We start from the raw sequence: 24,579 nt of genomic DNA on the forward strand, positions 1-24,579 counted from the left end.
CATAAAGTAAAAAGTCGAAAGTCAAAATTAAGAAAGAACCATTAAATTCCTACTCAAGACTTTCGACTTTCGACTTTAAAATTTTAAGACGTATTTATTTAGTATACGAAAATAGCTCTTTCGCTCATCATATCGTTTACTTCAGCAGCCACCTCTTCGATAACAGCTTCGTTGGTATGGTCCATCAGTACTCTGTCAATTAAAGCAACAATAGTTTCCATATCTTCCTCAAGCAAACCACGAGTGGTAATCGCTGCAGTTCCTACACGAATTCCTGAAGTTACAAATGGTGATTTATCATCAAAGGGAACCATGTTTTTATTTACTGTAATATCTGCCTTTACCAATGCATTCTCCGCATCTTTTCCAGAAATATTTTTGTTTCTTAAATCAATCAGCATCATGTGATTGTCTGTTCCTCCAGAAATGATTTCATAGCCTCTTTTCACAAAAGCATCTGCCATTGCGTTAGCATTTTTTTGCAATTGCAAGGCATAAGTAAAGAACTCATCTTGCAATGCTTCACCAAATGCTACTGCTTTTGCAGCAATAATATGCATTAATGGTCCCCCTTGATTTCCAGGAAAAACAGCCAGATCCAATAAAGAAGACATCATTCTGATTTCTCCTTTTGGAGTAGTTAAACCAAATGGATTTTCGAAATCTTTACCCATTAAAATTAAACCTCCACGAGGGCCTCGTAATGTTTTGTGCGTTGTAGTCGTTACAATATGACAATGAGGCAATGGATCGTTCATCAAACCTTTTGCAATAAGACCTGCAGGATGAGAAATGTCAGCTAATAAAATAGCGCCAACACTGTCAGCAATTACTCTGAAACGCTCAAAATCCATATCGCGAGAATAAGCCGAAGCTCCTGCAATGATTAATTTTGGTTGTTCTTTTGTTGCTATTTCTTGAATTTTATCATAATCTAATCTTCCGGTTGCTGCATCTACACCATAGAATGAAGGCGTATACAAACGTCCTGAAAAGTTTACAGGAGAACCGTGAGTTAAATGTCCACCGTGAGACAAATCAAAACCTAAAATTTTATCTCCCGGTTTAATACAAGCGTGATAAACAGCTGTATTCGCTTGTGAACCAGAGTGTGGCTGTACATTTGCGTAAGCAGCACCAAATAATTCTTTGGCTCTGTCAATAGCAATTTGCTCAATAACATCGACTACTTCGCAACCGCCGTAGTATCTTTTGCCAGGATATCCCTCTGCATATTTATTAGTTAAAACAGAACCCGCTGCTTCCATTACTTCGTCACTTACGAAGTTTTCCGAAGCGATAAGTTCTAATCCGTGTATTTGTCTTTCTTGTTCTTCTAGAATAAGGTCAAAAATTTGTTCGTCGCGTTGCATTTCTTTGATTTTCGTTAATATGTTGCAAAAATACAAAAAAACGTTTGGTTAATAGTTAGATTATAATATATTTGATGAGTAATTTTCAACAAAATAATTAACATCCCTATGCCAATAACAGCCAACAATACTAAAAGAAAATCATGGTTAGAAGTAACTGCCGCTAGTGATTTCCCCATTCAAAACATTCCTTTTGGTGTTTTTCTTACCAAAGAAAACATAGTAACTGTGGGAACTCGTATCGGTGATTTTGCAATTGATTTGGGAGCTTTACAGCAATTAAATTATTTTGAAGGTATTGAGCTGACGGATGATATGTTCATGCAGGACACTTTGAATGATTTTATTTCGGATGGCAAAAAAACATGGCGCTTGGTTCGCAATCGAATCGCTGAAATTTTTGATGAAAAAAATCCAAAATTAAGAGATAACATAAAAGACATAGATATTGTCATCTTCAAAATGGAAGATGTAGAAATGCAACTGCCTGTACTAATAGGCGATTATACTGACTTCTATTCCAGTAAAGAGCATGCCACTAACGTAGGAAAAATGTTCAGGGATCCCGAAAACGCATTATTACCGAACTGGCTTCACATTCCAGTGGGCTATCACGGAAGAAGCTCTACCATTGTTCCTTCCGGGATTCCGGTGCACCGACCAATGGGGCAAACATTGCCGAGTGGTGAAACCACACCTGTTTTTGGCCCTTCCCGCTCCGTCGATTTTGAGCTGGAAACCGCTTTTATTACAACCGATGTCAATATTATGGGAGAAAACATTGCTGTAACTGAAGCTGAAGATTATATTTTCGGAATGGTTTTATTAAATGACTGGAGCGCCCGTGATATTCAAAAATGGGAATATGTACCATTAGGCCCCTTCCTGTCAAAGAACTTTGCCACCTCAATCTCCCCTTGGATTGTTACTATGGACGCTTTGGAACCGTTTAGAACAAAAGGCCCAAAACAAGAACCTACTCCACTTCCTTATTTACAGCAAAAAGGAAAACATTCGTTTGATATTAATTTAGAAGTAGCGATTCAACCCGAAAACAGTGAAGCAACTATCGTTTCCCATTCGAATTTCAAACACATGTATTGGACGATGAGCCAGCAGTTAGCACATCATACGTCTAATGGCTGCCGCGTAAATTCAGGAGACATGATGGGATCAGGAACAATCTCAGGACCAACCGAAGATAGTTTTGGCTCCATGTTAGAATTAACCTGGGGTGGAAAAAATCCAATAAAAATGAATGACGGAACAGAACGTAAATTTATAAATGATAACGATACTGTAATCATGAAAGGATTTTGTCAAAACGGACAGGTCCGTATTGGTTTCGGTGAAGTTTCCAGTAAGTTACTTCCGCCATTCGTAAGAAAATAAAAAAAATAAAAATGCGCTTTCAAAACCTAACATTTATGCTATTTTTGTTAGGTTTTTTTGTGGCTTTATTTTTGGAATTTGAATTTCAAACCAACTGACCCACTACCTATAATTAGTAGCAATTACTTCAAAAAACAATCATTTAACAGTAACGCTTATGAAAAAGATTACTCTTTTATTAACCTTATTTCTTTTTGTTTCTTCCTGTGGCGTAAAACAAACCCAAAACTTATTAAGCACTGGAAATTACGATCAGGCAATTGATAATGCTATTTCGAATTTGCGAACCAACAAAGATAAAAAAGGCAAGCAGGAATATGTTTATCTGCTCGAAGAAGCTTTCGCCAAAGCCAAAGAACGTGATTTGAATACGATAAATTTGCTGGTAAAAGAGGCTAATCCGGCACAATTGGAAAAAATATACACCACCTATATGCAATTGAACAATCGTCAGGAAAAAATTAAACCGATACTCCCGTTACAATTAATTAAAGAAGGCAGAACCGCCATTTTCCCTTTTGATAATTATAACGACCAGATTATAGACAGTAAAAATGCCTTGTCAGCTTATTTGTATCCTAATGCCAAAAAGTTAATGCTCACGTCAGACAAGATGAATTTCCGCAAGGCATACGACGATTTGGACTATTTGAACCAAATAAATCCTAATTACAAAAATGTTTTGCAGCTTATGGATGAAGCTAAATTTAAAGGTTCCGATTATGTTTCGGTGTACACCAAAAACGAAACCAATATGATTATTCCCACCCGCCTTCAGAATGATTTACTGGATTTTAGTACCTATGGATTAAATGACAAATGGACTGTTTACCACAGTAACAAACAAAAAGGAATTGATTACGATTATGGCATGATGATTAATTTTCGTCAAATTTATATTTCACCAGAGCAAATCAAAGAAAGAGAATTTGTAAAAGAACGGATCATAAAAGATGGCGTAAAAAAACTGATTGACGCCAACGGTAAAGAAGTTGTAGACGAAAAAGGAAAAGTGGTCATGGTTGATAACCTTAGAATTGTCAACGCCCGTATTTATGAATCCAGACAATTTAAATCCTGCCAAATTACAGCGAAAGTGGATTATGTAAACTTAAGAAGCAATCAACTCATACAGTCCTTTCCTGTGACAAGCGAGTTTACTTTCGAAAATACCTACGCAACCTATAAAGGAGACCGACGTGCTTCTGATGATAGCTATTACTCCTATTTTGATAGAAGAGCAGTCGCTTTCCCCAGCAGCGAACAAATGGTTTTTGATACGGGAGAAAATTTGAAAGCCAAATTAAAAGACATTATTAGTCGCAATAGATTTCGAAACTAATCGGTTAAATCAAATAGCACGGCACCACTCCTTCAAATTAAATTATTTTAAGGAGTGGTGCTGCCACAAAAAACAAACATTGTATTAAAATTTTGTTACAAAAAACAAAATAAGCATTCTATTTGCAAAATAATTGTATTTTTGCACCCATGAATAATATAAGTGTACATATAACTTCTATATCACGGACAAACAGACCTGCGGCTTCTCCCGAAGTACGGATGCTATAATATAGTACCCACAACGTGTTTTGTTTTTGTTTTTATTCATTTTTCATCTATACCGTTTTGAAATCATCCCAGTTATCCATTGGATTAGTATATCCTAAAAAAGCTATATTTCCTTGTTCATTAGCCCACACAACGCTATGCTCATGGTCTATATCTTCTTTTATATCTATTTCAATTGGCATAACTCTTGTTTTTCAAAACTTGAATCCAACTCATTTTTTAACTCAAACAATCTCTTGAAATGAACATTTCTATCATTGTAACTCAGGAAGAACATTATAAGTATTCGCAGGAAATATGCGATACTATTGAATCATCTGCCTTATTAAGAGGTACTGGGATTGCTAAAAGAACTCCTGAATACATCCAAAAAAAGATGGAAAGCAAAGATGCTGTCATTGCATTAGACAATGGTAAATTCGCTGGCTTCTGTTATATCGAAAGTTGGCAACACGGGAAGTTTGTAGCACATTCTGGTTTGATTGTACATCCTGATTACAGAAATTTAGGTTTAGCCAAAAAAATCAAATCAAAAGTATTTGACTATTCATTGGAAAAATATCCGGAGGCTAAAGTATTTGGAATTACTACTGGTTTGGCAGTAATGAAAATCAATTCCGATTTGGGATACAAACCGGTTCCTTTTTCAGAACTTACAAGCGATCCAAGTTTTTGGAAAGGATGTCAAACCTGTACCAATTATGAAATCCTAAAAAGTAAAGACAACAAAATGTGCTTGTGCACCGGAATGCTTTATGACCCAAAAGAAAAACCTAAAGATCCACCTAAACATCCTTTTAATATCAGAGTGTTAAATAGATTAAAATCAATTAAAGAAGCCTTGTTCTTAAAAAAATAATATCATGAAAAAAGTTGTATTAGCTTATAGTGGAGGATTAGATACCTCATATTGCCTAAAATATTTAAAAAACGAAAAAGGATATGAAGTTCATACCGTTCTTATAAATACAGGAGGGTTTGATGAAGCTGAACTAGCCGCTATTGAAGAAAGAGCTTATGAATTAGGAAGTGCGCAACATGCAAATCTTACTATTGTAGATAAATATTATGATAAAGCCATTAAATACCTGATTTATGGAAATGTATTGAAAAACAATACCTATCCGTTATCAGTAAGTGCGGAACGTGTTTTTCAAGCGATGGAAGCGATTAAATATGCAAAAAAAGTAGGTGCAAACGCAATCGCTCACGGAAGTACCGGTGCAGGAAATGACCAAATTCGTTTTGATCTGATTTTCCAAACCATTGCTCCCGAAATTGAAATCATCACTCCTATTAGAGACTTAAAATTATCCAGACAAGAAGAAGTTGCTTATTTACAAGCGAACGGTGTTGAATATTCTTGGGAAAAAGCACAATATTCCATTAACAAAGGATTGTGGGGAACCAGCGTAGGTGGTAAAGAAACATTGACTTCAAACCTTCCGTTACCGAGTGAGGCTTATCCTTCACAACTACAAAAAGAAGGGGAAGAAAAAGTGACTTTGGAATTTGTAAAAGGAGAATTAGTTGCCGTAAACGGTACAAAAGATAAACCATCAAACAATATTGTTGCTCTTGAAAAATTAGCCAGCGCATATGCAATTGGCAGAGACATTCATGTTGGCGATACAATAATCGGAATTAAAGGAAGAGTTGGTTTTGAAGCTGCCGCACCTTTAATCATCATCAAAGCACACCATTTGTTAGAGAAACATACCCTAGGAAAATGGCAACAATACTGGAAAGAACAACTGGGAAACTGGTACGGAATGCTATTTCATGAAGGTCAATTTCTTGATCCTGTGATGAGAAACATCGAGACTTTCCTGGAAGACACGCAGAAAACGGTAAATGGAACGGTAACCGTTTCCTTGAAACCCTATCACTTTTCGCTTGACGGAATTGAATCTGAAAATGATTTGATGAACACTGGATTTGGTCAATACGGAGAAATGAACAATGCCTGGACATCAGACGATGCCAAAGGATTCATTAAAATTCTGGGAAATGCCCAGAACATATTTTCATCTGTAAACCATCTTGATTATGATTAATGTTGGAATAATTGGCGGTTCAGGTTATACTGCAGGGGAACTCATCAGAATATTGATGTACCATCCCAATGCAACGATTGATTTTGTTTACAGTACCACAAACGCCGGAAAACCATTATCGGTTGCACATCATGATCTGATGGGCGATATTGAAATGAATTTTACCGATACCGTAAATCCGAATGTGAATGTGGTTTTCTTATGTTTAGGTCATGGTAAATCAAAATCATTTTTAGCGCAAAATCAATTTGCAGGCCATACCAAAATTATCGATTTAGGAAATGATTTCAGATTGACCCAAGACAAAGATTTTGATAGTAAATCTTTCGTTTACGGTTTGCCTGAACTGAATAAAGCAGTTATCAAAAACGCGCAATTTATTGCTAATCCAGGTTGTTTTGCAACGGCGATTCAATTGGCATTATTGCCATTGGCTAAAAACGAAATGCTTACGACTGACGTTCATATTAATGCTACAACAGGAAGTACCGGAGCCGGAGTTACGCCATCGGAAACGACACATTTTAGCTGGAGATCGAATAATATGTCACATTATAAAGCTTTTGAACACCAACATTTGGGCGAAATAAACCAAAGTGTAAACCAATTGCAGGCGGATTATACAAACGAATTAATTTTTGTACCTAACAGAGGTGATTTTGCGAGAGGGATCTTTGCAACATTATACACAACAATCGAAGAAAGTCTCGAAGATGTGGTGGCCAAATACGAAGCTTTTTACAAAGACCAGCCATTTGTAACTGTTACCACCGCTGGAATCAATATGAAACAAGTGGTTCAAACGAACAAGTGTATCATTAGTTTAATGAAAAAAGGAAACCGGCTATTGATTACTTCAGTAATTGATAATTTAACAAAAGGAGCCTCAGGACAAGCCATTCAAAACATGAATTTAATGTTTGGACTGGATGAAACCATAGGATTGCATTTGAAACCAAGCGGATTTTAATTTTCCGTTTTAAATGATAAATTTTAAATCTAAATTTAAAAACCGATTCATTTAAAAGGAGATCCAACATTTAAAACAATTAAAAATGAACTTATTTGACGTTTACCCATTATACGACATCACTCCTGTAAAAGCACTGGATTGCACTATTACAGATGAAAAAGGAGTGGAATATTTAGATTTATACGGTGGTCATGGAGTAATTTCCATTGGACACACACAACCGGATTATGTTGCCAAACTAAAGAATCAATTGGATAACATTGGTTTTTATTCCAATGCGATTCAGAATCCATTACAAGTAGAATTAGCAGCCAAATTGGGCAAACTTTCAGGATTGGAAGAGTATACGCTATTCTTATGCAGTTCTGGAGCTGAAGCCAATGAAAACGCCTTGAAATTAGCCTCTTTTCACAACAATAAAACCAGAGTAATTGCTTTTGATAATTCCTTTCACGGAAGAACTTCTGCGGCAGTTGCCGTTACTGATAACAAAAAAATTGTTGCACCGATCAACGCACAGCAAATCGTTACTTTTTTACCACTGAATAATATCCAACTGGTAGAAAACGAACTAAAAAAAGGAGATGTTTCTTCTGTTATTATCGAGGGAATTCAAGGAGTTGGCGGTTTAGACCAGGGAACGCCTGAATTTTTCCAGGCATTGGAAAAAATATGCGCAGCATACGATGCCGTTCTGATTTTAGACGAAGTGCAATCAGGATACGGAAGAAGCGGGAAATTTTTCGCGCACCAGCATCATAATATTAAAGCGGATATTATTTCACTTGCTAAAGGAATGGGCAATGGTTTTCCTATTGGCGGAATCCTGATTTCTCCAAAATTCACAGCCAGTTATGGTCTATTAGGAACTACTTTTGGCGGAAATCATTTGGCTTGCGCAGCCGGAATTGCTGTTTTGGATGTGATCGAAAGCCAAAAATTAATGGATAACGTAAATGACGTTTATACCTATTTTTTAGAAGCAATCAAACAAGTTCCTGAAGTTATTAAAGTAAAAGGAAAAGGATTAATGCTCGGTGTAGAATTTGATTTTGACGTAAGTACGCTTCGTAAAAAAATGATTATTGACCAACACATTTTTACAGGAAACGCAAACAATAAAAATTTATTGAGAATTCTTCCGCCATTGACAATCAAAAAGGAAGCGATCGATACCTTTATTAAAGCTTTAAAAGAAACATTGAAAGAACTAAGCCTTAGTGAACAGGCGAAGCAAATACATTCTTAATTATGAATACGCTGCTACCAATAGAAAAACGAAATTCAGTTTTAAGCCGTATGGCCGCGCTTCTTCAACAAGAAAGAGCCAACATTAAAACTGTAAATCAACAGGATTTAAATAATTATTCTGGAGATGACCTGGCCATGGAAAAACGTTTACTGGTCGATGATCCTAAAATTGACGGTATGATTTTATCGCTGCAACAGTTAGCAAGTCAGGAAGATCCTATTGGCGTAGAGCGTTTTAATTTCGAGCATGAAAACGGAATGAAAATCATCAATAAGACAGCGGCATTTGGAACCGTAATGATTATTTATGAATCCAGACCCGATGTTACCGTTGAAGCAGGCGGAATTGCTTTTAAGTCAGGAAATAAAATTTTACTTAAAGGCGGAAAAGAATCCCTGCAATCCAACTTGAAAATTGTGGAATTGTGGCATCAGGCTTTACAAGAAAACAATGTTCCTACTGCATGGGTGGAATACTTGAACTACAATCGGGAAGAAACGCAGGCCTTTTTGGAGAAACCAACACAAAAAGTGGATTTAATCGTTCCTCGTGGCGGTGAAAATCTAATTGCTTTTGTAAAAAAACACGCTACGTGCCCAGTGATTATAAGTGGTCGGGGAAATAATTTTGTTTATGTAAACGCTGAAGCGGATTTAGACCAGGCACTCGCTATAATAATCAACGGAAAAACCTCAAACATATCCGTTTGCAATGCTTTAGATAAAGTTTTAATTGATACTAATCTTGAAAATTGGGAAGCTTTCGTTACCAATATAATTCAGGAATTACAACAAAGAAACGTTACCGTTTTAGGAGATGAAAGCATTTCCAGCATAGCAAACGTTCCTCAGATCGAATCGGATTTAATTTGGTACGAAGAATTTTTAGATTATAAAATTGTTATCGGAACCACAAATTCAAATCAGGAAGCAATTGATAAAATCAATAAATATTGTGGTGGACATTCCGCTTCAATAATCACAAAAAATGATACAATTGCTCAGGAATTCATGGAAAATGTAGATACTGCAGCTGTATATCAAAATGCCTCTACCCGATTTACTGATGGAGGACAATTTGGTCTAGGTGGCGAATTAGCAATAAGCACGGACAAATTACACCAACGCGGGCCAATTGGATTGCAACATTTAGTTACTAATAAGTGGTATATTTACGGAAATGGACAAATCAGGTAAAAAAAGAATTTTATTAAAGTTAGGAAGTAATACATTAACCAAAGAAACCAATCACATTTCGAGAGGAAAGATTGAAGATATTGGTATGCAGATAGCAGCATTGAAAGACGATTATGAATTTGTAATTGTAAGCTCCGGTGCGATTGCCGCTGCCAAGCAATTTGTAAAACTGGAAAGTCAGGACAAAGATGTTTTTGTAAAACAAGCGTTGGCTTCAATAGGCCAGCCTCATTTGATGCGAATCTATCATGAAAATTTCAGCGATTTAGGACTACTAATTTCGCAATGTTTACTTTCTTATTCTGATTTCGAAAAAGAGCAGGCCAAAGTAAATATCGTAAACACCATCAATGTACTGGTCAAAAACAATTACATTCCTATCATCAATGAAAATGATACCGTGGCAACGGATGAGATTCAGTTTGGTGACAATGATAAATTAGCCGCTTTAACAGCCGTTTTATTAAATGTTGATGTTCTTATCATTGCTACCAATACGAACGGGATTTACACCAAATCATCCATCCATGATGCGGTTCCTGAAACCATTTCTTTAGTAACCGATTTAAAATTATTGGAAAAAGAGATTGGCGATTCTAAATCTTCGCACGGAACCGGTGGAATGCAATCTAAAATCGAAGCTTCGGCAATTGCCAAAGCCGCCAATATCGAAACCTGGATTGTCAATGGCCTGGAAGACAACTTTATTTTAAAAGCTTTAAAAAACGAAATCCCTTTTACTAAAATTATATAATGATGAACTACATCTCCATACAAAACATAGATTCGCTCAACAAATGGGTGAAACAAGCATTAAAAATTAAAAAAAAACCGCTTAAAAACAAAAAACTGGGAAAGAACAAAACCTTAGGAATGTTGTTTTTTAATTCCAGTCTAAGGACTCGTTTGAGCACGCAAAAAGCAGCTTTGAATTTAGGAATGAACGTCATGGTAATGAATTTTACCAGCGAAGGCTGGACATTGGAGTTTGAAGATGGAGCCATCATGAACTCCGGTGCTTCTGAGCATATTAAAGAAGCTGCAGCAGTAGTTTCCCAATATTGTGATATTATTGCCATCAGAGCTTTCGCCGGACTTGTAGACAAAGAAAAAGACAATGCCGAAATCGTACTCTCCGGTTTTTTGAAACACGCTACAGTACCAATTGTAAATATGGAAAGTGCTACAGGCCATCCCTTACAATCGCTGGCCGATGCGATTACTATGGCAGAACACAAAACGAAACACAGACCAAAAGTAGTTTTGACCTGGGCACCGCATCCCAGAGCACTACCGCAAGCGGTACCCAATTCCTTCGTACAAATGATGCAATTGCAAGATGCAGATTTTGTCATCACACATCCGGAAGGTTACGAATTGAATCCTGAAATCACAAAAGATTCCAAAATTGAATACGATCAGGATAAAGCATTTGAAAACGCTGATTTCATTTATGCGAAAAACTGGAGTAATTATACCGATTATGGTCAGATTACTAATTCCGACCCAAATTGGACTGTAACTGCCGATAAAATGAAACTGACAAATAATGCTAAATTCATGCACTGTTTGCCGGTAAGACGTAATGTAATTGTTACTGATGAAGTAATCGACAGTGAAAATTCTATTGTTATTGAACAAGCCAATAATAGAACCTATGCTGCACAATTAGTGTTGCAAAAAATATTGGAAAATGGAAAATAAAAAACCGGTAACGCTACTAAAAATTGGTGGAAACATTATTGATAATCAAACGGAATTAGCACAGTTTTTATCTGATTTTTCTAAGATTGATGGGTACAAAGTACTCGTTCATGGTGGAGGAAAATCAGCTACTAAAATGGCGGAAAGCATTGGTTTAGTTCCACAAATGATCGACGGACGACGCATCACCGATGCCGCTATGCTTGATGTTGTTGTGATGATCTATGCAGGTCAAATCAATAAAAATATCGTGGCCCAACTACAGTCAAACAACACCAATGCCATGGGGCTTTCCGGTGCTGACGGGAATTTAATTCAGTCTGATAAGAGAAACCATCCAACCATCAACTATGGTTTTGTGGGCGATGTCAAAAAAGTGAACACACAATTATTGGAGACATTACTTTCAAATGGTATAGTTCCCGTATTTTGCGCGATAACACACGATGGAAAAGGGCAATTATTAAATACAAATGCGGATACCATTGCAAGTGAACTGGCGATTGCTTTATCGGAAGTTTTTGATGTCACTTTGAATTACTGCTTCGAAAAACCTGGTGTTTTATATGACGCCGAAGACGATTCTTCTGTAATTTTAAGCATCAATCAAGAATTATATTCCAAATTAAAAGCCGAAAAAGCGATACATTCCGGTATGATTCCTAAATTAGACAACTGTTTCAACAGCTTGTCCAAAGGAGTTCAAAAAATCAAAATTGGTCATCACAGGATGTTGCAGGACAAGAGCGCATTGTACACTACAATTACACTATGAAGAGTATAGAAATCCTTACACAAGAAGCCATCGCGCTATTAAAAGCATTGATTGAAACCCCTTCCTTTTCAAGTGAAGAAGATAAAACAGCACTGTTAATCGAAAAATGGTTTACGCAAAACAGCATCCCCTTCGAAAGAGAAAACAATAATATTTGGGCTTTCAATAAACATTTTGATAAGACCAAACCAACGCTATTGCTCAATTCACACCATGATACCGTAAAACCAAACCAAGGGTATACGAACGATCCTTTTGAAGCCATCGTAAAAGACGGTAAATTATTCGGATTGGGAAGTAATGATGCCGGTGGTTGTTTGGTTTCGCTTTTAGCCACTTTTGTTCATTTTTATTCGAATGAAACGCTACCTTACAATATCGTGATGGTGGCTTCAGCCGAAGAAGAGAGCAGTGGGAAAAATGGATTAAACAGCGTACTGAAACATTTACCGGAACTGGAATGTGCCATTGTCGGCGAACCCACTTTAATGCAATTGGCCATAGCCGAAAAAGGTTTATTGGTACTCGATGTCATCGTCAAAGGTACTGCAAGTCACGCTGCGCATAACAATCCGGACAATCCGATTTACAATGCGATACCCGTTATTGAATGGTTTAACAGCTATCAGTTCGAAAAAATATCTGAAGTTTTAGGCCCCGTAAAAATGACTGTAACACAAGTGACAGCAGGAAAGCAACACAATGTAGTTCCCGCAGAATGTCATCTGGTCATCGACATCAGGGTGAATGATTGCTATAGCAATCAGGAAATTTTAGCTACAGTAAGAAAACATTTGACTGCTGAAATCAATCCCCGTTCAATGCATTTGAATGCGTCATCGATTCCTGTTGCACACGGATTGGTACAAGCCGGAATAGCACTGGGAAGAACAACGTACGGCTCGCCTACGCTGTCGGATCAATCGGTTTTGAGTTGTCAATCCTTGAAATTAGGACCAGGTGAAACCCTGCGGTCGCACTCGGCAGACGAATTTATATTTATAAACGAAATAGAAGAAGGAATCCAATTGTATATCAAAATACTAACTGATTTTTTCAAACAATAAACACAAACCCAATCAGGTCTCAAACGCCTAACTGGGTTAAAATAAATATCTTATGAAACTTTGGGAAAAAGGAATACCAACCGATCAGCAAATCGAACATTTTACAGTTGGAAACGACAGGGAACTGGACTTAGTTCTGGCAAAATATGATGCCTTAGGATCTATTGCTCATGCAAAAATGCTAGGTCAGATCGGTCTTTTAACAGACTCCGAAACCGTTTCTTTGGTTTTGGCATTAGAAGAAATTATAAAAGATGTTGCAAACGGAAAATTCGAAATCGAAGACAGCTTTGAAGACGTACATTCCAAAATCGAATATTTACTGACGGTAAAACTAGGCGACGCCGGAAAAAAAATTCATACTGCCCGCTCCCGTAACGACCAGGTTTTGGTAGACGTTAATTTGTATCTGAAAGATGTTCTGAAAGAACTGAAAGAACAGGTAAAAAGCCTTTTTGATTTGCTGATGGAATCAGCAGAAAAACATCAAAATGTTTTGTTGCCAGGGTACACCCACCTTCAAATTGCAATGCCATCTTCTTTTGGGATGTGGTTTTCTGCTTATGCCGAAAGCTTAATTGATGATGTAACGATGCTAAATGCAGCTTTAAAAATTGTAGACCAGAATCCATTGGGTTCAGCTGCAGGATATGGAAGTTCCTTTCCTATCAACAGAACATTCACCACACAGGAATTAGGTTTTGAAACCTTAAAATTCAATTCTGTAGCGGCACAAATGAGCCGCGGAAAATCAGAAAAAACAGTCGCTTTTGCTATGAGCAGCGTTGCCGCCACCCTGTCTAAATTCGCTATGGATGTTTGTTTGTATATGAGTCAGAATTTTGACTTTATCAGTTTGCCTTCGCATCTTACAACAGGATCCAGTATCATGCCGCACAAGAAAAATCCAGATGTTTTTGAATTAATTCGCGGAAAATGCAACAAAATTCAAGCATTGCCATACGAAATTACTTTAATTATAAACAACCTTCCAAGTGGTTACCACAGGGATCTGCAACTTTTGAAAGAAGGTTTATTTCCAGCCATTCAAAACTTAAAAGCCTGTTTGGATATCGCTATTTTTGCTATCAAAGACATTAAAGTAAAAGAGCATATCCTGGACGATAAAAAATATGATTATTTGTTTACGGTTGATTCCCTAAACGAGATGGTAGTTGCAGGAATGCCTTTTAGAGATGCCTATAAAGCGGTCGCAGAACAATTAGAAAATGGCACCTTTAAATCTCCGAAAGAAACCAAACATACACACGAGGGAAGTATCAACAACCTTTGTTTAGATGCCATAAAAAAGAAAATGAACGATTCTTATTAATTCAAAACCAAAATAATTGTTGCAACAAAAATCCATTCATTTAAAACGAATGGATTTTTTATATATCAAATTTAAACATTGCAGTCTAAACCTTTTTTCCTAATTCGGCTGCATCAATAGCACTGTGCGAAACATTATAAATCGCTTTCCCATCTTTAATTAATAGCAATTGTGGGGATTCATGTGTAACTCCAAAACGATCTGCTATGGCACTAGAAATATCGCGATATGCTATTAAATCTAAAAAATAAGGCGTAACTTTATCTGAGCTATTAAACTCATTTTCAAACTGTTTCAGCGCCATCCTACTTACGCTGCATCGGGTGCTGTGTTTAAAAATTGCCACCGGTTTTTCATTCGAAATGAAAATAATTTCATTCAGTTGCCCTAAATCGGTCAGTTCATTCCAGTTGATTTTGTTTTCTTTTACATCTTTGTCGTCTGAACTGTTAAAAATATTTTGAAAAAAACTCATAATTGTCTTATTTTAAGACATTTTGACTTTAATACATGATAAAAATCATGAAATTTCTGTCAATTTGTCTGTATTATTGTATTGGAATATATATTGAATATAATTCGCAAAGTTAGTCAAATAACAACAAAACAATATAAGATCATGAACATTAATAAATTTACAATCAAATCCCAGGAAGCCATTCAGCTTTCACAACAATTGGCTCAGAGCCACGGGCAACAGCAAATAGAAAATGAGCATATTTTCAAGGCTATTTTTGAAGTAGATGAAAATGTGGCTCCTTTTATATTGAAGAAACTGAACGTAAATGTGGGTTTATTAGAACAAATAATAGACAGCACTATACAAAGCTTCCCGAAAGTTTCCGGTGGCGAAATTATGCTTTCCAGAACCGCAAACGCCACGCTGAACGAAGCCGAGATTATTGCAAAAAAAATGAATGATGAATTCGTTTCCGTTGAGCATTTAATTTTAGCCATATTTGGATCCAAAAGCAAAGTAGGCCAAATTCTAAAAGACCAGGGCGTTACTGAAAAAGGGCTTAATGCCGCTATCGACGAATTGAGAAAAGGAGAAAGAGTGACTTCGGCATCTGCTGAGGAAACCTATAATTCTTTAAATAAATACGCTAAAAATCTGAACGAATTAGCCCGCACCGGTAAACTCGATCCTGTAATTGGCCGTGACGAGGAAATTCGCCGAGTGTTGCAAATTCTAACACGAAGAACTAAAAATAACCCCATGTTGGTTGGAGAACCCGGAGTGGGAAAAACCGCCATTGCCGAAGGATTGGCCCACCGTATTGTGGATGGAGATGTTCCTGATAATCTGAAGGATAAAATCGTGTATTCCCTTGATATGGGAGCGCTAATCGCTGGTGCCAAATACAAAGGGGAATTTGAAGAACGATTAAAATCCGTAGTTAAAGAAGTGACTTCTGCTGAAGGCGATATTGTTTTATTCATAGATGAAATTCATACACTTGTAGGGGCTGGAGGTGGCGAAGGCGCTATGGATGCTGCCAACATTTTGAAACCGGCATTGGCTCGTGGGGAACTGCGTGCCATTGGAGCCACAACATTGGACGAATATCAAAAATATTTTGAAAAAGACAAAGCTCTCGAAAGACGTTTTCAAAAAATAATGGTGGAAGAGCCGGATACCGAAAGTGCCATTTCGATTTTACGCGGGATCAAAGAAAAATACGAAACCCACCATAAAGTCCAGATCAAAGACGATGCTATTATTGCAGCTGTTGAATTATCGCAACGTTATATTACGAACCGTTTTCTTCCGGACAAAGCCATCGATCTAATGGATGAAGCTGCTTCGAAACTACGCATGGAAATCAATTCGAAACCAGAAGAACTGGATGTTTTGGATCGAAAAATCATGCAATTGGAAATTGAAATTGAAGCCATTAAACGAGAAAAAGACGAAAGTAAACTCAAAATTTTAGGAATGGACCTGGCCAACCTAAAAGAAGATCGCAACGAAATCTATGCTAAATGGAAATCAGAGAAAGATGTAGTCGATAACATTCAAACAGTAAAAACTGAAATTGAAGACTTCAAATACGAAGCAGAACGTGCCGAACGTGATGGTGATTATGGAAAAGTAGCCGAAATTCGTTACGGTAAAATTAAAGAGGCACAAGAGCGTTTAGACATTTTACTCAAGGAATTACAAGAAAACCAATCCGGAACTTCCTTAATAAAAGAAGAAGTTACTCGTGAAGATATTGCCGAAGTAGTGGCCAAATGGACTGGAATTCCTGTAATGAAAATGCTTCAGGGTGAAAGAGAAAAATTACTTAAACTGGAAGATGAATTGCATCACAGAGTGGTCGGACAGGAAGAAGCCATTCAGGCGGTAAGTGATGCCGTGCGCAGAAGCCGTGCCGGATTACAGGATATGAAAAAACCGGTGGGGACCTTTCTTTTCCTGGGTACAACAGGAGTTGGTAAAACAGAATTGGCGAAAGCCCTGGCAGAATATCTATTTGACGATGAAAATGCAATGACCCGTATCGACATGAGCGAATACCAAGAACGCCACAGCGTAAGCCGTTTGGTGGGTGCGCCTCCAGGATATGTGGGCTATGATGAAGGTGGACAATTGACCGAAGCCGTTCGTAGAAAACCCTATTCCGTAATCTTATTGGATGAGATTGAAAAAGCGCATCCGGACACTTTTAATATTTTACTGCAAGTACTGGATGAGGGACGTTTGACTGATAACAAGGGACGTTTGGCTGATTTTAAAAATACAATCATCATCATGACTTCCAATATGGGAAGCCAGATTATTCAGGATAAATTTGACAATCTAAAAGGAAGCGTGGAAGCCGCAACCGAAGCCGCAAAAGTGGAAGTACTGGGATTATTGAAACAAACAGTGCGCCCGGAATTTATCAATCGTATTGATGAAATTGTGATGTTCACGCCACTCACCAATGAAAATATTGCTCAAATCGTAGGTTTACAACTGAAAAATGTCACTAAAATGCTGGCGCAACAAGGCATCACGATGGACGCCACTCCGGAAGCCATTGCCTATTTGTCCGAGAAAGGATATGATCCGCAATTTGGAGCGAGACCTGTGAAAAGAGTAATTCAAAGAGATGTGCTCAATGAACTGTCTAAAGAAATACTATCCGGAAAAATAACAACAGACAGCATCGTTCTGATTGATGCATTTGATGGAAAATTGGTTTTTAGAAATCAAAGTGAATTGGTTCAATAATTGAGAATAATTATAATTTCATGAAAGCACCAGTCGAGAGATTGGTGCTTTCTTTTTGGAGCACAACAATAGTTTTTCATAACCACTTCCCTCCCACCTACTCAATATCTTTTGAGCTAACCCCAGTCCAAAAGGATATTTACCCCCATCGGGGCTAAAGAAAACTTTTATCGTTCTAAAGACAATTCCAAAAAACTCATTTTCAAGGTAAACATCCGCTTGGTACCAGGGCGATCAAATTGTATAAGCCTATTATTAGCTTAACTTTGCGCCTATAATTAATCCTATAAAAACATTTAAAAAATATAACCATGAATATTTTAGAATTAATAAAAAATAGATACACAGCAAAGAAGTACAACTCTGACAAAACAATACCGCAAGAAAAAATTGAAGATTTGAAAGAGGTTTTACGCCTCACTCCTTCCTCTATAAATATTCAACCTTGGAAATTTACATTTGTACAAAATCCAGAAATTAAAGCAAAATTAGCTTCAGTTTCAATGCATAATGAAGAAAAAATAAATCAGGCTAAACTATTAGTTGTATTCAGTGTAGCGGATGATTTGGATGCTTTTCAAAAAGTGGTAGACAACGAATTACCACAAGCTAGAAAGGATTGGTACAATCAAATTAAAGCAAGTATCTCAGAAGCAGATTTAAAAATATGGTTGTCCAAACAAGTTTATATAGCATTGGGAGTTGGTTTGACGGCTAGTGTTTCATTAGGTCTGGATTCGACAGCAATGGAAGGTATAGAATCGGATAAATACAGGACTATTCTTAACATGAAAGAATACAAACCACTATTTGCGATGGCCGTAGGTTACGGTTCGAAAGATGATTTTAACCGAATTGAAGTAACACCAAAATCTAGGAGATCACAAGAAAGTGTAATTGAAACTATTTAAAAAACTGGATTAAATCAGCGATGCATTCTAAGATAAAAAACAATATCCCTACCTTTGCCGCTGCTCTCAAAACAACAGTCGAAAAACGCATTCTTTCGATTGATTTAAAGTATATAAGATGAAGTTCAAAGGAATTATTTTTGATTTAGACGGAACACTGGTAAATTCACTTGAAGACATTGCAGATGCAATGAATAGTGTCCTTCAAGGCCTCAACTTCCCTACACATAGTTATGACACTTATCAATATTTCATTGGTAGTGGCCTCAGAAATCTGGTAAGCAAAGCACTACCTGCCACAACCAATGATGAAACAGAGATTGATCGTTGTTACCATTTGATGCTATCAGCATATCGCACTATTTGTACGCGTAAAACAAAAGCCTATGATGGGATATTCGAATTATTAGACGAATTAAAATCACGCAATATAAAACTAAACGTATTCTCGAATAAAGCAGATCATCTAACAAAGGAAATTACAGCAACGCTATTTCCCGATTATTTTAATCCAATAATGGGTTTGACAACAGAATCGCTAAAAAAACCAAATCCGTTTAAAACAGTGGAAATAAGTAAGAACTTTGGATTAAAAGCCGAAGAAATCATTTTCATAGGGGATTCCGATATTGATATGCAGACGGCAACGAATGCCAATATGTGTGCCGTAGGGGTATTATGGGGCTATAGACCAGAAGAAGAATTGATTTCAAATGGAGCAAAATATGTATTAAACCATCCCTCTGATTTAATTGATATTTTATAATTTTTATCCAAAAAACAAAGTAAAAATATACAATTACTCTAATTTACAGCTGCAATTTCACAAGTTGCAAAGTGTACTATTGGAAAATTACACGAATTAGCTATAAAACAGAGTTGGTTTGCTTTTTTATGCAAACTAAGTGCCTCGGCTATTTTTTCTTTGTTGCTAATACGAACTTTAGGATACAGTTTAATAGTAATGAAACGTCCGCTACCATCGGCCAAAACCTCAAGAGTTGCCTCCGCTTCGTCTGTATAAGACACCACGTCGATACCATTTTGCTTACAAACATATAGGTATGACATCATGTGACAGGAAACCACACTACTCAATAACAGGTCCTCAGGATTGTACAAAGCAGGATCTCCTTTGAAAGCTTTAGCAGCCGAAACATTTAAAACAGCCTTACCGTCAATCGTTATGGTATGACTTTTATTGTATGTCGCCATTTCCTTTTTAGAAAAAAGCCAATCTAATTTGGCTCTAAATACATGTTTGAACCCCATATTATTTTTATTTCAAAAGTAAATAAAAATAGTAATACTAAATACCGAAACGTTTGGGGTGAATAGGGACTAAAAATTAGCCTCTTTATAATAGTGTAAATCAAAAAGTAATAGCTCCGTACCAACAGACAATCAAAAGGCGTTGATCAAATCTTGACAAAACAATACCAAAATCAACGCAGCCTTTAAAACATATTATAATGGCATCAGTTTTTTTGCACTATACTTCCATCCGCAGCCCCATAGGGATAGTATTAATTTACAGCATAAAATCATATGCCAATATATTTTAAATAGAATTAATTTGTATTTCCTCATTTATTAGATACATTTGGGTAATCGATTACATTTTGATGCCTCCTGATTCAAAGGTGCCCTATATAAGATACGAATTACACCAAATGAAGCCAAATGGTTTTATGAACTTTAAAAAAATAAACTAATTAAATTAAAACAAGAATGAAAACTAACCCAATTAACCTGTTATGCATTGCTTTGGCCGTTTTAGTAACAAGCTGTTCTAAAAATAGTATCGGCAATCATCCAGCCTCCGATGGAACTTATAAAAACATTGAATTCAAAATGGCAAAAGTCAAAGAGCCCTCCATTCCGAATAATACAGTAAACATAAAAGATTTTGGCGCTACCAATGGAGGATATGTTTTAAACACTAAAGCTTTTGCAGATGCAATTGATGCCGTGTCAAAAAAAGGAGGCGGAAAAGTGATTATTCCTCCAGGAATTTGGTTAACGGGTCCCATCATTTTGAAAAGTAACATCGAATTGCATGCAGAATCCGGAGCATTAATCAAATTCTCTACCAACAAAGATCTATATCCAATTATCGAAACCAGTTTTGAAGGATTAAATACCTGGCGTTGCATCTCTCCTATTTACGGTAAAAACATTGAGAATGTGGCCTTTACCGGAAAAGGTGTCTGGGACGGTTCGGGTGAGGTATGGCGTATGGTAAAAAAGGGCAAGGTAACCGACAGCCAATGGAAAAAACTGGTTGCTTCAGGAGGAGTGCTCAATGATAAAAAAGAAAGCTGGTATCCCTCTGAACAGTATGTAAAAGGGAATCAGAATGCCGACCAAAATGTACGTGCTGATTTAAAAACCAAAGAAGACTTTGAAGCAATTCGTGATTTTCTTCGCCCGGTAATGGTAAGTATCCAAAATAGTAAAAGAGTATTATTTGACGGCCCTGTATTTCAAAATTCTCCTGCCTGGTGCATACATCCCTTAATGGTAGAAGATTTAATTGTTCGTAATGTAACCGTTCGTAATCCCTGGTTCTCTCAAAATGGGGATGGTCTTGATGTAGAATCTTGTAAAAATGTGATCGTTGAAAATTCAAGTTTTGATGTGGGTGACGATGCCATTTGTATTAAATCAGGAAAAGATAAGGACGGTCGTTTAAGGGGTATTCCCTGTGAAAACATTATTGTAAGAAATAATATCGTTTATCATGGACATGGTGGTGTGACCGTTGGTAGCGAAATGTCAGGAGGCGTTAAGAATATGCATGTTTCTAATTGTACTTTTATGGGAACGGATGTTGGACTGCGTTTTAAAAGCAACCGTGGACGTGGCGGTATAGTCGAAAATATCTTTATCTCCGATATTTTCATGACCGATATTCCTTCACAGGCTATTTCTTTCGACCTTTATTATGGCGGAAAATCCATTACAGAAACGTTGGCTGAAGGAGGAAATCAAATTAACACAAAAGTGGTACCCGTAAATGAGGAAACACCACAGTTCAAAAACATTTCAATAAAAAATGTAACTATTAAAGGAGCTTATCAGGCAGTATTCCTGCAAGGTTTACCTGAAATGAACCTTGAAAACATCGAAATCTCCAATTTGACCGCAAAAGCTGAAAAAGGCTTTTCGATCATTGATGCCAAAGGAATCAAAATCAGCAATGCTAAATTGGACATCGAAAACAGCAATGTATTTGACATTTATAATGGTAAAAATATGTCCTTTACAAATATTGAATTTAACTCCGCATCACCTAAAGCAGTTAGCATTAACGGAGCGGCTTGTGAAAACATTGTATTGGATTCTTCGCCAAATTTGGACTATTCCAAAAAAACCAGCATTGGCAATACGGTCCCTAAAGGAGCTATAAAATTATAAAGTAATAAAACCTAGCTTCTCCTCCGTAGGCGCAGCTCCAGCAACGATGAGCTGACCTGAATTGACTTCGTCTGGGTGCAAGCGGCTACTAACAACTACTCCGAATGCTCCTGACTTCGGAGTAGTTGTTAAAATATAATACAATACCAGCAGACAATTTAAGCCAAAAAAAACACATTAGTCCTATTTTCTACTCTTTATAAAATTTACTATTTTTGCAGTCTAAAATTTAGTCATGCCAAATAAGAAATACAAAATAGCGGTCATTCAATTGAATCTTAATGACATTGCCGAAAACAACTTAAAAAAATGCTTAAGCTGGGTTCGTGATGCCGCCAATCTTGGTGCCGAAGTCATTTCGTTACCGGAATTATACAGCAGTCATTATTTTTGTCAAAGCGAGGATGTGGACAATTTTGCTTTGGCAGAACCATTATACAGTACTTCATTTATTGCTTTTAGTACTTTGGCAAAAGAATTAGGTGTGGTAATTATTGTTCCTTTCTTCGAAAAAAGAATGGCGGGAATTTACCATAATAGCGCTTACATCATTGACACTGATGGATCGGAGGCAGGACTGTACCGTAAAATGCACATCCCGGATGATCCTCATTTTTATGAAAAATTCTATTTCACACCTGGTGATTTAGGTTTCAAAACGATACCAACCCAAAAAGGAAAAATTGGAACGCTAATTTGTTGGGATCAATGGTATCCTGAAGCAGCTCGTTTGACTGCTTTAAAAGGTGCTGAAGTGTTGTTTTACCCTACAGCCATAGGATGGCATCCACAAGAAAAAGAGCAATATGGCGAAAACCAGCATGGCGCTTGGATGAGCGTGATGAAAGGACATGCAGTAGCCAATGGCGTATATGTAGCAGCAGCAAACCGAATTGGGTTAGAACAATACCTGCCTGATACAGCGGGAATACAGTTTTGGGGATCTTCATTCATTGCGGGACCACAGGGCGAAATTTTGGCGCAAGCCTCGCACGACAAAGAAGAGATTCTGATTGCCGAAGTTGATTTAGATTTACAAGAAAATGTACGTCAGAACTGGCCGTTCTTCAGAGACAGAAGAATTGACGCTTTTGGTGATATTACAAAAAGAGCAATCGATTAATTATGACTACAAATAACAGAAGATTTCCTGCCGAATGGGAAAAGCAACAAGGCATTTTACTTTGTTTTCCGCACAACGGTAAGGATTGGCCGGGAAAATACGAGGCGGTTCAGTGGGCTTTTGTAGAATTCATAAAAAAAGTGGCCACTTTCGAGCCCGTATTTTTAGTTGTTGCCGATGAAAAACAAAAGGAAAAAGTCAATGCAATGCTCCAGACAGCTCATGTCGCACTGACAAATATTTCTTATATCATTCATAAAACCAACAGAAGCTGGATGCGTGATTCGGGCCCAATTATCATTAAAAATGGAACCAAAAGAGAAGCTTTGAACTTTAATTTTAATGGTTGGGCAAAGTACAAAAACATTCAGCTTGATCAATTTGTTCCAGCTAAAGTGGGAGAATTTCTACATATTCCTGTTACCCAGGTTTTACATAACGGAAAACCGGTTATTGTTGAAGGAGGAGCTATTGATACCAATGGAAGAGGTACTTTACTGACTTCGGAAGAATGTTTGATGCATCCTGATATTCAGGTTCGGAATCCAAATTTCACCAAAGCGGATTATGAAGCGGTTTTCAATGAATACCTTGGAATTACAAATGTGATTTGGTTGGGAGATGGAATTGAAGGGGATGATACGCACGGTCATATTGACGATTTATGCCGATTTGTAAATGAAGATACGATTGTAACCATTATAGAAACAGATCCTAAAGACAATAACTACAAACCATTACAGGACAATTTAAAACGATTGCAAAATGCCAAATTAGAGAATGGCAAATCACCCGTAATTGTGGCGTTACCAATGCCAAAACGATTGGAATTTGATGGCCTGCGATTGCCTGCCAGTTATGCTAATTTCCTGATTTTAAATCATTGTGTTTTGGTCCCTACTTTTAATGATGTTAAAGATCGTGTGGCTTTAAACATACTTTCAGAATGTTTTCCTGACAGGGAAATTATCGGAATTAACGCTACTGATTTCATTTGGGGTTTTGGAACGTTGCATTGCCTGAGCCAACAAATTCCAGCTTAAAAAATCAAACTTTTGCTTTTACAAAAAAAAAAAACCAACATTTTTTTTGAGGCCACTGAAAAACATCGCCTATTTTGATTAGTGCCGTTTTTTAGACAATAAAAAAACGCTTGTAACAGGATTTTAAACATCCGTTATAAGCGTTTTTCTTTTTGCAACTGTTTT

General features: G+C 37.0%; 22 protein-coding genes. 18 read left to right on the forward strand and 4 right to left on the reverse strand.

The features are described 5' to 3' along the window. Positions 1–98: 98 nt before the first annotated feature. Complete coding sequence (gene glyA / locus ACNQGH_RS19255; protein WP_417957651.1) at positions 99–1,373, reverse strand: serine hydroxymethyltransferase; 1,275 nt, start codon at positions 1,371–1,373, stop codon at positions 99–101. A gap of 108 nt (positions 1,374–1,481) precedes the next feature. Between glyA and fahA the strand changes: the two genes are divergently transcribed. Both fahA and ACNQGH_RS19265 read left to right on the forward strand, forming a co-directional pair. Further along, positions 1,482–2,765 carry a fumarylacetoacetase gene (gene fahA / locus ACNQGH_RS19260; protein ID WP_417957652.1) on the forward strand — a complete coding sequence of 428 codons (1,284 nt, stop codon included), beginning with the start codon at positions 1,482–1,484 and terminating at the stop codon, positions 2,763–2,765. Positions 2,766–2,922: 157 nt separating this feature from the next. Continuing rightward, on the forward strand, positions 2,923–4,107 hold the full coding sequence (locus tag ACNQGH_RS19265) for a hypothetical protein (protein WP_417957653.1): 1,185 nt from the start codon (positions 2,923–2,925) through the stop codon (positions 4,105–4,107). A gap of 277 nt (positions 4,108–4,384) precedes the next feature. On the opposite strand, the gene ACNQGH_RS19270 is transcribed toward ACNQGH_RS19265, so the two are convergent. Beyond that, positions 4,385–4,519 (reverse strand): hypothetical protein, encoded by a 135-nt coding sequence (locus ACNQGH_RS19270; protein ID WP_417957654.1) that lies wholly within the window; start codon positions 4,517–4,519, stop codon positions 4,385–4,387. Between the two features lie 59 nt (positions 4,520–4,578). On the opposite strand from ACNQGH_RS19270, the gene ACNQGH_RS19275 reads away from it, so the two are divergent. The 10 genes from ACNQGH_RS19275 to argH all read left to right on the forward strand — a co-directional run bounded on the left by ACNQGH_RS19275 (position 4,579) and on the right by argH (position 14,694). Then, on the forward strand, positions 4,579–5,196 hold the full coding sequence (locus ACNQGH_RS19275) for a GNAT family N-acetyltransferase (RefSeq protein WP_417957655.1): 618 nt from the start codon (positions 4,579–4,581) through the stop codon (positions 5,194–5,196). A gap of 4 nt (positions 5,197–5,200) precedes the next feature. Further along, positions 5,201–6,394, forward strand: coding sequence for an argininosuccinate synthase (locus ACNQGH_RS19280; protein ID WP_417957656.1), 1,194 nt, complete (start codon positions 5,201–5,203; stop codon positions 6,392–6,394). Next, a complete protein-coding gene (gene argC / locus ACNQGH_RS19285) occupies positions 6,387–7,364 on the forward strand; it encodes an N-acetyl-gamma-glutamyl-phosphate reductase (RefSeq protein WP_417957657.1) in 978 nt (325 codons plus the stop codon). Before ACNQGH_RS19280 ends, argC begins: the two co-directional genes overlap by 8 nt. A gap of 85 nt (positions 7,365–7,449) precedes the next feature. After that, positions 7,450–8,616, forward strand: a complete 1,167-nt coding sequence (locus ACNQGH_RS19290) for an aspartate aminotransferase family protein (RefSeq protein WP_417957658.1) — start codon at positions 7,450–7,452, stop codon at positions 8,614–8,616. A gap of 2 nt (positions 8,617–8,618) precedes the next feature. Next, on the forward strand, positions 8,619–9,815 hold the full coding sequence (locus ACNQGH_RS19295; RefSeq protein WP_417957659.1) for a glutamate-5-semialdehyde dehydrogenase: 1,197 nt from the start codon (positions 8,619–8,621) through the stop codon (positions 9,813–9,815). Beyond that, a complete protein-coding gene (gene proB / locus ACNQGH_RS19300) occupies positions 9,799–10,569 on the forward strand; it encodes a glutamate 5-kinase (RefSeq protein WP_417957660.1) in 771 nt (256 codons plus the stop codon). The genes ACNQGH_RS19295 and proB overlap by 17 nt, the downstream gene beginning before the upstream one ends. A 2-nt stretch (positions 10,570–10,571) precedes the next feature. Continuing rightward, positions 10,572–11,519, forward strand: a complete 948-nt coding sequence (locus tag ACNQGH_RS19305; protein ID WP_417957673.1) for an N-acetylornithine carbamoyltransferase — start codon at positions 10,572–10,574, stop codon at positions 11,517–11,519. Then, positions 11,509–12,294, forward strand: coding sequence for an acetylglutamate kinase (argB, locus tag ACNQGH_RS19310; protein WP_417957661.1), 786 nt, complete (start codon positions 11,509–11,511; stop codon positions 12,292–12,294). The genes ACNQGH_RS19305 and argB overlap by 11 nt, the downstream gene beginning before the upstream one ends. Beyond that, positions 12,291–13,361: a M20 family metallo-hydrolase gene (locus ACNQGH_RS19315; protein WP_417957662.1), complete on the forward strand. Its 1,071-nt coding sequence runs from the start codon at positions 12,291–12,293 to the stop codon at positions 13,359–13,361. Before argB ends, ACNQGH_RS19315 begins: the two co-directional genes overlap by 4 nt. Positions 13,362–13,413: 52 nt before the next feature. Continuing rightward, positions 13,414–14,694, forward strand: a complete 1,281-nt coding sequence (gene argH, locus ACNQGH_RS19320; protein ID WP_417957663.1) for an argininosuccinate lyase — start codon at positions 13,414–13,416, stop codon at positions 14,692–14,694. Between the two features lie 85 nt (positions 14,695–14,779). On the opposite strand, the gene ytxJ is transcribed toward argH, so the two are convergent. After that, positions 14,780–15,169, reverse strand: coding sequence for a bacillithiol system redox-active protein YtxJ (ytxJ, locus tag ACNQGH_RS19325; protein WP_417957664.1), 390 nt, complete (start codon positions 15,167–15,169; stop codon positions 14,780–14,782). 144 nt (positions 15,170–15,313) lie between these two features. Here ytxJ and clpB point away from each other — a divergent pair, with 144 nt between their 5' ends. From clpB to ACNQGH_RS19340, 3 genes are all read left to right on the forward strand, one after another. After that, the gene (clpB, locus tag ACNQGH_RS19330; RefSeq protein WP_417957665.1) at positions 15,314–17,917 is read left to right on the forward strand and encodes an ATP-dependent chaperone ClpB; all 2,604 of its coding nucleotides are present in this window, start codon (positions 15,314–15,316) and stop codon (positions 17,915–17,917) included. Positions 17,918–18,228: 311 nt separating this feature from the next. After that, complete coding sequence (locus tag ACNQGH_RS19335; protein WP_417957666.1) at positions 18,229–18,828, forward strand: nitroreductase family protein; 600 nt, start codon at positions 18,229–18,231, stop codon at positions 18,826–18,828. 118 nt (positions 18,829–18,946) lie between these two features. Further along, positions 18,947–19,594 carry an HAD family hydrolase gene (locus ACNQGH_RS19340; protein ID WP_417957667.1) on the forward strand — a complete coding sequence of 216 codons (648 nt, stop codon included), beginning with the start codon at positions 18,947–18,949 and terminating at the stop codon, positions 19,592–19,594. A gap of 38 nt (positions 19,595–19,632) precedes the next feature. Here ACNQGH_RS19340 and ACNQGH_RS19345 read toward each other — a convergent pair whose 3' ends face one another. After that, complete coding sequence (locus ACNQGH_RS19345; protein ID WP_417957668.1) at positions 19,633–20,100, reverse strand: OsmC family protein; 468 nt, start codon at positions 20,098–20,100, stop codon at positions 19,633–19,635. Positions 20,101–20,559: 459 nt separating this feature from the next. Here ACNQGH_RS19345 and ACNQGH_RS19350 point away from each other — a divergent pair, with 459 nt between their 5' ends. The 3 genes from ACNQGH_RS19350 to ACNQGH_RS19360 all read left to right on the forward strand — a co-directional run bounded on the left by ACNQGH_RS19350 (position 20,560) and on the right by ACNQGH_RS19360 (position 24,414). Then, positions 20,560–22,248 (forward strand): glycoside hydrolase family 28 protein, encoded by a 1,689-nt coding sequence (locus ACNQGH_RS19350; RefSeq protein ID WP_417957669.1) that lies wholly within the window; start codon positions 20,560–20,562, stop codon positions 22,246–22,248. A gap of 235 nt (positions 22,249–22,483) precedes the next feature. Then, positions 22,484–23,371: a carbon-nitrogen hydrolase gene (locus ACNQGH_RS19355; RefSeq protein ID WP_417957670.1), complete on the forward strand. Its 888-nt coding sequence runs from the start codon at positions 22,484–22,486 to the stop codon at positions 23,369–23,371. A 2-nt stretch (positions 23,372–23,373) separates the two neighbouring features. Further along, positions 23,374–24,414, forward strand: a complete 1,041-nt coding sequence (locus tag ACNQGH_RS19360) for an agmatine deiminase family protein (protein WP_417957671.1) — start codon at positions 23,374–23,376, stop codon at positions 24,412–24,414. The last annotated feature ends 165 nt before the right edge of the window (positions 24,415–24,579 follow it).

It is taken from the genome of Flavobacterium kochi, from assembly GCF_048286715.1.
In the GTDB taxonomy this organism is placed as follows: domain Bacteria; phylum Bacteroidota; class Bacteroidia; order Flavobacteriales; family Flavobacteriaceae; genus Flavobacterium.

What these genes read in the sequence shown, in the direction of transcription:
- glyA (WP_417957651.1), bottom strand. Translation starts at nt 1,373, where the DNA reads ATGCAACGCGACGAACAAATTTTTGACCTTATTCTAGAAGAACAAGAA.
- fahA (WP_417957652.1), top strand. Translation starts at nt 1,482, where the DNA reads ATGCCAATAACAGCCAACAATACTAAAAGAAAATCATGGTTAGAAGTA.
- ACNQGH_RS19265 (WP_417957653.1), top strand. Translation starts at nt 2,923, where the DNA reads ATGAAAAAGATTACTCTTTTATTAACCTTATTTCTTTTTGTTTCTTCC.
- ACNQGH_RS19270 (WP_417957654.1), bottom strand. Translation starts at nt 4,519, where the DNA reads ATGCCAATTGAAATAGATATAAAAGAAGATATAGACCATGAGCATAGC.
- ACNQGH_RS19275 (WP_417957655.1), top strand. Translation starts at nt 4,579, where the DNA reads ATGAACATTTCTATCATTGTAACTCAGGAAGAACATTATAAGTATTCG.
- ACNQGH_RS19280 (WP_417957656.1), top strand. Translation starts at nt 5,201, where the DNA reads ATGAAAAAAGTTGTATTAGCTTATAGTGGAGGATTAGATACCTCATAT.
- argC (WP_417957657.1), top strand. Translation starts at nt 6,387, where the DNA reads ATGATTAATGTTGGAATAATTGGCGGTTCAGGTTATACTGCAGGGGAA.
- ACNQGH_RS19290 (WP_417957658.1), top strand. Translation starts at nt 7,450, where the DNA reads ATGAACTTATTTGACGTTTACCCATTATACGACATCACTCCTGTAAAA.
- ACNQGH_RS19295 (WP_417957659.1), top strand. Translation starts at nt 8,619, where the DNA reads ATGAATACGCTGCTACCAATAGAAAAACGAAATTCAGTTTTAAGCCGT.
- proB (WP_417957660.1), top strand. Translation starts at nt 9,799, where the DNA reads ATGGACAAATCAGGTAAAAAAAGAATTTTATTAAAGTTAGGAAGTAAT.
- ACNQGH_RS19305 (WP_417957673.1), top strand. Translation starts at nt 10,572, where the DNA reads ATGAACTACATCTCCATACAAAACATAGATTCGCTCAACAAATGGGTG.
- argB (WP_417957661.1), top strand. Translation starts at nt 11,509, where the DNA reads ATGGAAAATAAAAAACCGGTAACGCTACTAAAAATTGGTGGAAACATT.
- ACNQGH_RS19315 (WP_417957662.1), top strand. Translation starts at nt 12,291, where the DNA reads ATGAAGAGTATAGAAATCCTTACACAAGAAGCCATCGCGCTATTAAAA.
- argH (WP_417957663.1), top strand. Translation starts at nt 13,414, where the DNA reads ATGAAACTTTGGGAAAAAGGAATACCAACCGATCAGCAAATCGAACAT.
- ytxJ (WP_417957664.1), bottom strand. Translation starts at nt 15,169, where the DNA reads ATGAGTTTTTTTCAAAATATTTTTAACAGTTCAGACGACAAAGATGTA.
- clpB (WP_417957665.1), top strand. Translation starts at nt 15,314, where the DNA reads ATGAACATTAATAAATTTACAATCAAATCCCAGGAAGCCATTCAGCTT.
- ACNQGH_RS19335 (WP_417957666.1), top strand. Translation starts at nt 18,229, where the DNA reads ATGAATATTTTAGAATTAATAAAAAATAGATACACAGCAAAGAAGTAC.
- ACNQGH_RS19340 (WP_417957667.1), top strand. Translation starts at nt 18,947, where the DNA reads ATGAAGTTCAAAGGAATTATTTTTGATTTAGACGGAACACTGGTAAAT.
- ACNQGH_RS19345 (WP_417957668.1), bottom strand. Translation starts at nt 20,100, where the DNA reads ATGGGGTTCAAACATGTATTTAGAGCCAAATTAGATTGGCTTTTTTCT.
- ACNQGH_RS19350 (WP_417957669.1), top strand. Translation starts at nt 20,560, where the DNA reads ATGAAAACTAACCCAATTAACCTGTTATGCATTGCTTTGGCCGTTTTA.
- ACNQGH_RS19355 (WP_417957670.1), top strand. Translation starts at nt 22,484, where the DNA reads ATGCCAAATAAGAAATACAAAATAGCGGTCATTCAATTGAATCTTAAT.
- ACNQGH_RS19360 (WP_417957671.1), top strand. Translation starts at nt 23,374, where the DNA reads ATGACTACAAATAACAGAAGATTTCCTGCCGAATGGGAAAAGCAACAA.